Source organism: Proteiniphilum acetatigenes DSM 18083 (assembly GCF_000380985.1).
Taxonomy (GTDB): Bacteria; Bacteroidota; Bacteroidia; order Bacteroidales; family Dysgonomonadaceae; genus Proteiniphilum; species Proteiniphilum acetatigenes.
Map to the genome: position 1 here is coordinate 381,117 of NZ_KB905697.1, position 6,548 is coordinate 387,664.

Sequence of the window (6,548 nt, forward strand, 5' to 3'; positions counted from 1 at the left end):
TTTTTTAAGTTATCATTATGAACAAATACATTTTTATTCTCTATCTAACTTTCCTCTTATTCCTATTTCAGGGGTGTAAGGAAAAACAGTCAGCAGATCCAAATTCTATAAAAGTCGATTTAAATAATAGGCAAGAAATATCCTTCTTCGACATATTCTCGAAAATAGATATTATATCCTTAGAGACCAATGATTCATCATTGATTAAAACTATTTCTAAATTAATTGTTAATAATGACACATTATATATCCATGATTACAATATGTCGAAAGTACTTGCTTTTAACAAGGACGGTAATTACTTGTATCAGATCAACAACAGAGGAATGGGTCCGGGAGAATATACAAGTACTTCCGACTTCAGTATTTTCAACGACAGTCTATCCATATTATCTGCAATTGACAACAAGTTGTATATTTATGATAAAAAGAATGGTGAGTTTATTAGGGATATACCCCTCCCGCTTATCAAAGGAGCTTATAAATCCTTTACGGATTTAGACGATAAGACTATCACTTTCTGGACTTATGATTATGACAATAGGTTAAAAATATATTCCAAGTCTACAAGTGAAATTATAAATGAAAAATTTCCTGAGAAAGATAATATATTTACAAATATTGGAATAGAAGTTTTCCCATATAACCGGCACTTCATACGAGTATATGATAACCGCGTGTATAAAATAACAGGTAATGGAGAAATAATAGAAGCTTATAAATGGGATTTTGGCAAACTGAATAATACTCCAAAAATGATCGAGAATGCTCCTTCAGCAAAATCACGAGATGAATTCATGGAATTAATTGGCAGATTAAATGCCTCGGAAATAGTAAATTATTATTTTACAAGTGGGGGTGGTAATTCTCAATATGCATATACCATGTTAAATCGCAAGAACAAGCTGTTGAATATTTTCCACCATAAATCATCGAAAAAAACATATATTTTTGATCAAACTTTGGAGAAGTCCAAACTATATCCTCTTTTCTGGTCGGATGATTACATGATTGGTTACATCCCTCCAATAGTGTCTGATTTTAATGAGATTATACCGGACGATATACTGGACGAAGAAAATATTCAAATAAAGAGAAATCTTTCAGAATACGACAATCCGATTCTTGTTAAATATTATTTTAAAATGTAGTTTATGCCAATGAATATAACAAAAACAGTATCGTTGTGCCTATCCTTTCTTATCACCATAAGTGTTTGTTCTTGTAATAGTGGAAGAAAAAAACAAACAGAAAATGAGAATATTGAAATTTTCATTCACAACACAATTACAGAAATGGAAAATGAGAATATGGGGAAGCAAATAGTAAATACTAAAGTCTATTTTGGAACTGACTCTATAAATCAAACAACTCTCCATGAACTAACAAATATTCCCAGATTATTTTTTTATTTCTCAAACAATACATGTCCTCCCTGTATTGATCAAAGCGTAGAAATTATCAAAGAGATCTTTAATGATTATGAAAGTAATGAAAAAATAATATTCATATCACCTGATTATCCGTTGAGATATTCGAATAATTGTTATGGAAAAAAGTTACTGAAATTAAAAAACGAAAATTTAGGACTTCCTATAGAAGATGGGTTTCAACCTCCTTTTTTTATAATTACAAATATGGATATGAAAGTTGAGTCAATTCATGTCGTAAATAAAATGGATTTCGAAAGGACAAGAGAGTATCTGGTTAGAATTTCCGAAATATTAATATAAACAATAGTCTCCCCCAATGGAACAATTAAAACGAAACCTATTTAATTAATCACATGGTTATCGGGTAAATACTCAGCGAAATAAGGGAAATATTAAAAGAAAGAGGAGTTGTACATGAATAAATTGAAGAAAGTACTACGTAGACCCGGCCAGATCATGTTCAACATATTTTACTATGCCTCTATCGCTGTATTCGGCTTTATCGTTCTCCGCATTTTCGTATTCAGTTCTTATAAAATACCGACGGATTCCATGGAACCTGCCATTGTTCCTGGTGATTATGTACTGGTAAACAAGCTGGCTTACGGCGCCCGGTTGTTCGATCTGTTCAGTGCTGTAGAAGGGAAAGAAGTAAAAATCAAACGTATGCCGGGTTTTACCCGTATTAAAAATAACGATGTAGTTGTTTTTCATATCCCCCACCCCAATACATGGAATAAGATCGAGATGAACATGTCCAAATACTTTATCAAGCGCTGTATCGGCATACCGGGGGATACCCTGCGTATTGTGAACGGCATCTATAGCGTAAACTCCGATACGGCGAAACGGTTGGGAAATTATCTGGAGCAACTGGCGTTGAGTGATAAACCGATAGAGTTATTACCAAGAGGAGTATATAATACTTTTCCCTGGGATTCCGTATTGAACTGGAATATCAAGAATTTCGGCCCTCTCTATATACCCCGGAAAGGAGACAGTATTATATTGGACAGGACAAATATATTGATCTACAAAAAGATCATCGAGTGGGAAAAAGGCTATTCCCTTTCGTTTGAGAATGATACGTTGCGGGATAATGCAAAGCCTTTACAAACATATACCTTTAGCCATAATTATTATTTTATGGGAGGCGATAAAGTGGAGAACTCACAAGACTCCCGTTACTGGGGACTACTTCCCGACGACCTGATCGTAGGTAAAGCATCAATGGTTTGGAAATCGGCGAATCCTCATTCAGGAGCATACAATTGGAATAGGTTCCTGAAAAGGATCAGGTAATACACCCAAATATTAAAGCTGTTTTTTACCACCATATCTGTGTATGGTTTTCATAGCTAAATGGCCGTTCTTCTTTGCCTTTGGTGTGATTTCTAAGCCAGTACAACGCGTTTTTCGGTGCATTTTCATAGACCAGAACCTGTGAATCTGGACCTATTCGTGTGCCCATTGATTCCCAGCCGGATTGTTCAAAATATAAAAGCTCATAAATTTCTCCTTCCCTGATAAAATTATCGTCATTCCTCGGCAAAAAAACAATTGTCTCCACCTCTTTCTTATCTCCAAAATCCAGACCAACCCACATACCGGTTGTATCGGGTGCATTGAAAAATGTTAGCGGATCTTTATCGAATACAGCCTGCTTCATCAACCTTTCTTCATTAAAGATGGCTCCAGCCGATCCGATAATCGTTCCGTCTAATTCGTTCCCCTCTTTATCATAAAAACTTAATTCTGCCATATTGCACAAAGAATGATCCGGAGAATAATACCGGATATAGCGCAACGGAACATTTGTACCGGGCTTTACTGCATAAAATTTAGGAGAATCTATGCTATCGATCGTATATAATATGATTGGATCTGTAAAATGGAGATCGTTCGCTCCTTCAAATCGCCCACCGCGAAAGCGTTTCATATGCTGTTCCATGAATTTCATGGTATATTTCCGTTCGAGATGTATTGTCTCCCTATCGGCAGAAGGGATAAAATATCCCTTGGAATTGTCTTTTCCGATAACAAAAGGATAATATACAGGTTGTAACATGTTATCGGTAAGTGAGCACAGGGTAAATAATACATTGTCTTCCACATCAGGGAGTTTCAATGTTCCATTTGAAATCCTCCCCCATCCCACAGGATACCAGCCGTTTATATCAAAAACGCACAAATATAGAACTCCCCGTGATAATCCGTCTATTTCTTCACCGGTAAATTCTATTTCATTGCTTTTGAAATATTGATCCGATACATCTCTCAGATTCATTTTACTCAATAGTCCCGGGATGTTCTTTTCCGCTTTATATAACTCTAGGTTTTCCTTCTTATAACTGAAATCATTCCTATACACCTTACCCCGTTTTTTCTCCAATTCAGTTTTAAGATCAGGAATAGGAGGCTCTTCCCATAATGTAAATTCAACAGTTTTGCCTTCATTGTCCAATATAAAACTCCAGAAATGGCGATTCGCCTGGTCGGGACTATGAAGCACCATATCGGTTCCTACCGGTATTCCTAAAGAACGCATTGCGTAGATCGCCAGGTCACAACGGTCCCTACAGCTTCCTATCCGCCTGTCGAACAAGAAGCCTGCACCCAGGTGAGGTTCAGGCATCTCCAGAATAAACGACCAGGGATCTTCTACAATATGACCGTAAATAATTTTACAGGCATCCAGCACATTGTCATTCTTCAATAAGGAATCCAACACCGGTTGATAACGATCATAATAGCTCTGTTTCCAGTTTTCAAGCGGTTCATTCTCTATCCTATACGGCAGAATATATTCGCAAAAGTCCCGGAAGGATATATATTTACCCCACGGTTGTTCTTTCCATACTTTAAACGAGCGCTCAATATTATCAATGATATATTGCGCTTTGACAATTTCAATATCCCTAACAGGAGTAAGCCGACGTAAATCAGGAAAACCGACTTTCCTTTCGGTAATGTCCAAAGCTTCCTTTCCCTGGTAACCGCTATCTATGGTATTGATAAATCCCCTTTTAAAATTATCCAGGCTACTTCCTTCCAATGCATAATAATAGGGCATATTGACAATAAGAAATTTCGCGGCTTGCAATTTCAGGCTGTCACCCGGATCTTTCCCATAGTAATCAAGAACATACTCAAGCTCGCCTCTATTATCACCGGCCTGCGTCAGTGCAAATTCAATTTCTTTTCGGTCTTTATCGTTTGAACAGGATAATGAGAAAAATAAATAAACATATAAAACAAGCCGTGCTGTGCTTATTGATTCAAAGGCTGATTTTAGAGAAGATTGAATTTTCATCCTATTTAAAATTTTGAATGCTTTCAACTTGTGAATATATACATTTTCCTGTTCTGACCTGCCATTCTAAACTCACTTATAACTCACTTTCCTTTAAAAGCTCATAATCCAGTAGTTACAGACAGCATCCTTCAAAGTATCCTTTCCTGATCCGGTGATTAGATCAGCGCCCTGGTCGGGTTTCTCATTGTTGTTCAAGAGAACAAAGATCTCCATAAATCAAAAAAGTTGCATAAAAGGACAGAGGGCAATTCAATCTTAATACATTTATTTACAGACACATGTAAAAAGTGAGTTATAAGTGAGCAAAAAAAATTGGTCAAAACCAAGTGTTCAGATATATTTATGGTTGCAATAATGCATAAAATCTTTTAATTTCGTTGGTATGAAGAAAAAAATTCTATCGGGCATATTTGCCCTTTCACTTCTGGTAGCCACAGGCTACGGAGTGAACAAAAGCATGAAAGGCGATGTCGTTCTTTCATATTTGGCGTTGAATAACGTGGAAGCCTTGGCTAATGGAGAATCTTCAGATTGTCCAAATGGCTGTCTAGACGCGCCTGGACTATGTTATTGCAGAGGCTCTCTTCCTTTTGAAGAGAAAATATGGTAGAGAAGTCTACTGATAGTGATAGTTCGTTTTTTAGTTAATTATGCTTATAATCAGATGATTATCACACAATTATTCAATCTACAACAATTAATTGATGTCAAGGTATTATATTCCAATTTTCTAAAAAAATGACCGAATTATTGCTATATGTAAAATGTAAAAAACTCATAGATGGGAATTTTTTCCATCTATGAGTAAATTTCACTTTTGAACTACACTAAAAAAATAATAATGAAACTATTTATTCTCACCCTCCTATCAATCATGTGTAATGGATTGAACAAGAAATATGAACAAGAGTGTCAATAATCGTTCGTATTTTACATTGACACTTGGAAAAAACTGACAAATGATGAATCGTCAGAGAGTACAAGTATCCAAATGGAGGATTCCATATTATGTATTATAACAGCTCTCCTTAATATATTGAAATATTAAAAACTGAATCATATGAAAAATAAAACATTAAATGTTTTTTTCAGAATAAAATATTATTTCATCCTATTAATATTTGTTTTGATAACCTCTAACTGCAAACATCATTCTGAAACGGAGAAGCGTCATGGTAACCGTAATAATATTATCAATATACATAGCCTGATTAAAGAAATACAACTCGAGGATATATATTTCAGCAATTTCGCTAAAATCTATCCAATTGACAATTACCTAATTATCAGTGATTACAAATCGTTGGAAAATCACGTATACCTATTTGATAAAACCAATTTTAAATTATTGGCAGAAACTGCACCTCACGGACAAGGTCCTAATGAAATCACCAATTTGGGACATATCGGAGTAAATGAAAAGAAAGGCGTTTTTTATGTCACAGATCATGGAAAACAAAAGATATTTGCCTATACTTTAGATAGCGTTCTTATGAATTCATCTTATAAGCCGACTGTATGTAATTAGCAAATTTACAATGTACAAAAAATGGCAATGTTGAGTGTACAACTTTTGGCAATATCCAATGTACAGGTTTAACATTACATTAACTATCTTTTTTTTATTGTATTCAACTGTTTTTTTATTCTTTCTCAAGGAAAGTTTTCCGGTTGTCCATACGGTAACCGTTTCCCTCGAACCTGATCACCTCGCAACGATATAGCAGTCGATCCAGGATGGCTGTGGCTAACACTTCATCATCCAGTGTCTCCGCCCACTGGCTGGGTGACTTGTTAGT

The 6,548-nt window shown here is 35.4% G+C and carries 7 protein-coding genes; 5 read left to right on the forward strand and 2 right to left on the reverse strand.

Going from position 1 to position 6,548, the window contains the following annotated elements; translation table 11 throughout:
- Positions 1-17 precede the first annotated feature (17 nt).
- The 3 genes from F597_RS0111805 (at position 18) to lepB (ending at position 2,735) form a co-directional block, all read left to right on the forward strand.
- Positions 18-1,151 (forward strand): 6-bladed beta-propeller, encoded by a 1,134-nt coding sequence (locus F597_RS0111805; protein ID WP_081624369.1) that lies wholly within the window; start codon positions 18-20, stop codon positions 1,149-1,151.
- A 9-nt stretch (positions 1,152-1,160) separates the two neighbouring features.
- On the forward strand, positions 1,161-1,733 hold the full coding sequence (locus F597_RS20710) for a thioredoxin domain-containing protein (RefSeq protein WP_157279103.1): 573 nt from the start codon (positions 1,161-1,163) through the stop codon (positions 1,731-1,733).
- A 114-nt stretch (positions 1,734-1,847) separates the two neighbouring features.
- The gene (gene lepB, locus F597_RS0111815) at positions 1,848-2,735 is read left to right on the forward strand and encodes a signal peptidase I (RefSeq protein ID WP_019539957.1); all 888 of its coding nucleotides are present in this window, start codon (positions 1,848-1,850) and stop codon (positions 2,733-2,735) included.
- Positions 2,736-2,760: 25 nt separating this feature from the next.
- On the opposite strand, the gene F597_RS0111820 is transcribed toward lepB, so the two are convergent.
- Complete coding sequence (locus F597_RS0111820; protein WP_019539958.1) at positions 2,761-4,746, reverse strand: transglutaminase-like domain-containing protein; 1,986 nt, start codon at positions 4,744-4,746, stop codon at positions 2,761-2,763.
- Positions 4,747-5,131: 385 nt separating this feature from the next.
- On the opposite strand from F597_RS0111820, the gene F597_RS0111825 reads away from it, so the two are divergent.
- Together F597_RS0111825 and F597_RS20715 are read left to right on the forward strand one after the other, a co-directional pair.
- The gene (locus F597_RS0111825) at positions 5,132-5,359 is read left to right on the forward strand and encodes an NVEALA domain-containing protein (RefSeq protein WP_019539959.1); all 228 of its coding nucleotides are present in this window, start codon (positions 5,132-5,134) and stop codon (positions 5,357-5,359) included.
- Between the two features lie 450 nt (positions 5,360-5,809).
- On the forward strand, positions 5,810-6,277 hold the full coding sequence (locus F597_RS20715) for a 6-bladed beta-propeller (protein WP_019539960.1): 468 nt from the start codon (positions 5,810-5,812) through the stop codon (positions 6,275-6,277).
- Between the two features lie 115 nt (positions 6,278-6,392).
- Here F597_RS20715 and F597_RS20720 read toward each other — a convergent pair.
- The coding region (locus tag F597_RS20720; protein WP_019539961.1) for an ATP-binding protein at positions 6,393-6,548 on the reverse strand (156 nt) is incomplete at its 5' end.

Coding starts and splice junctions, on each gene's coding strand:
- F597_RS0111805 (WP_081624369.1), top strand. CDS start 18: ATGAACAAATACATTTTTATTCTCTATCTAACTTTCCTCTTATTCCTA.
- F597_RS20710 (WP_157279103.1), top strand. CDS start 1,161: ATGAATATAACAAAAACAGTATCGTTGTGCCTATCCTTTCTTATCACC.
- lepB (WP_019539957.1), top strand. CDS start 1,848: ATGAATAAATTGAAGAAAGTACTACGTAGACCCGGCCAGATCATGTTC.
- F597_RS0111820 (WP_019539958.1), bottom strand. CDS start 4,746: ATGAAAATTCAATCTTCTCTAAAATCAGCCTTTGAATCAATAAGCACA.
- F597_RS0111825 (WP_019539959.1), top strand. CDS start 5,132: ATGAAGAAAAAAATTCTATCGGGCATATTTGCCCTTTCACTTCTGGTA.
- F597_RS20715 (WP_019539960.1), top strand. CDS start 5,810: ATGAAAAATAAAACATTAAATGTTTTTTTCAGAATAAAATATTATTTC.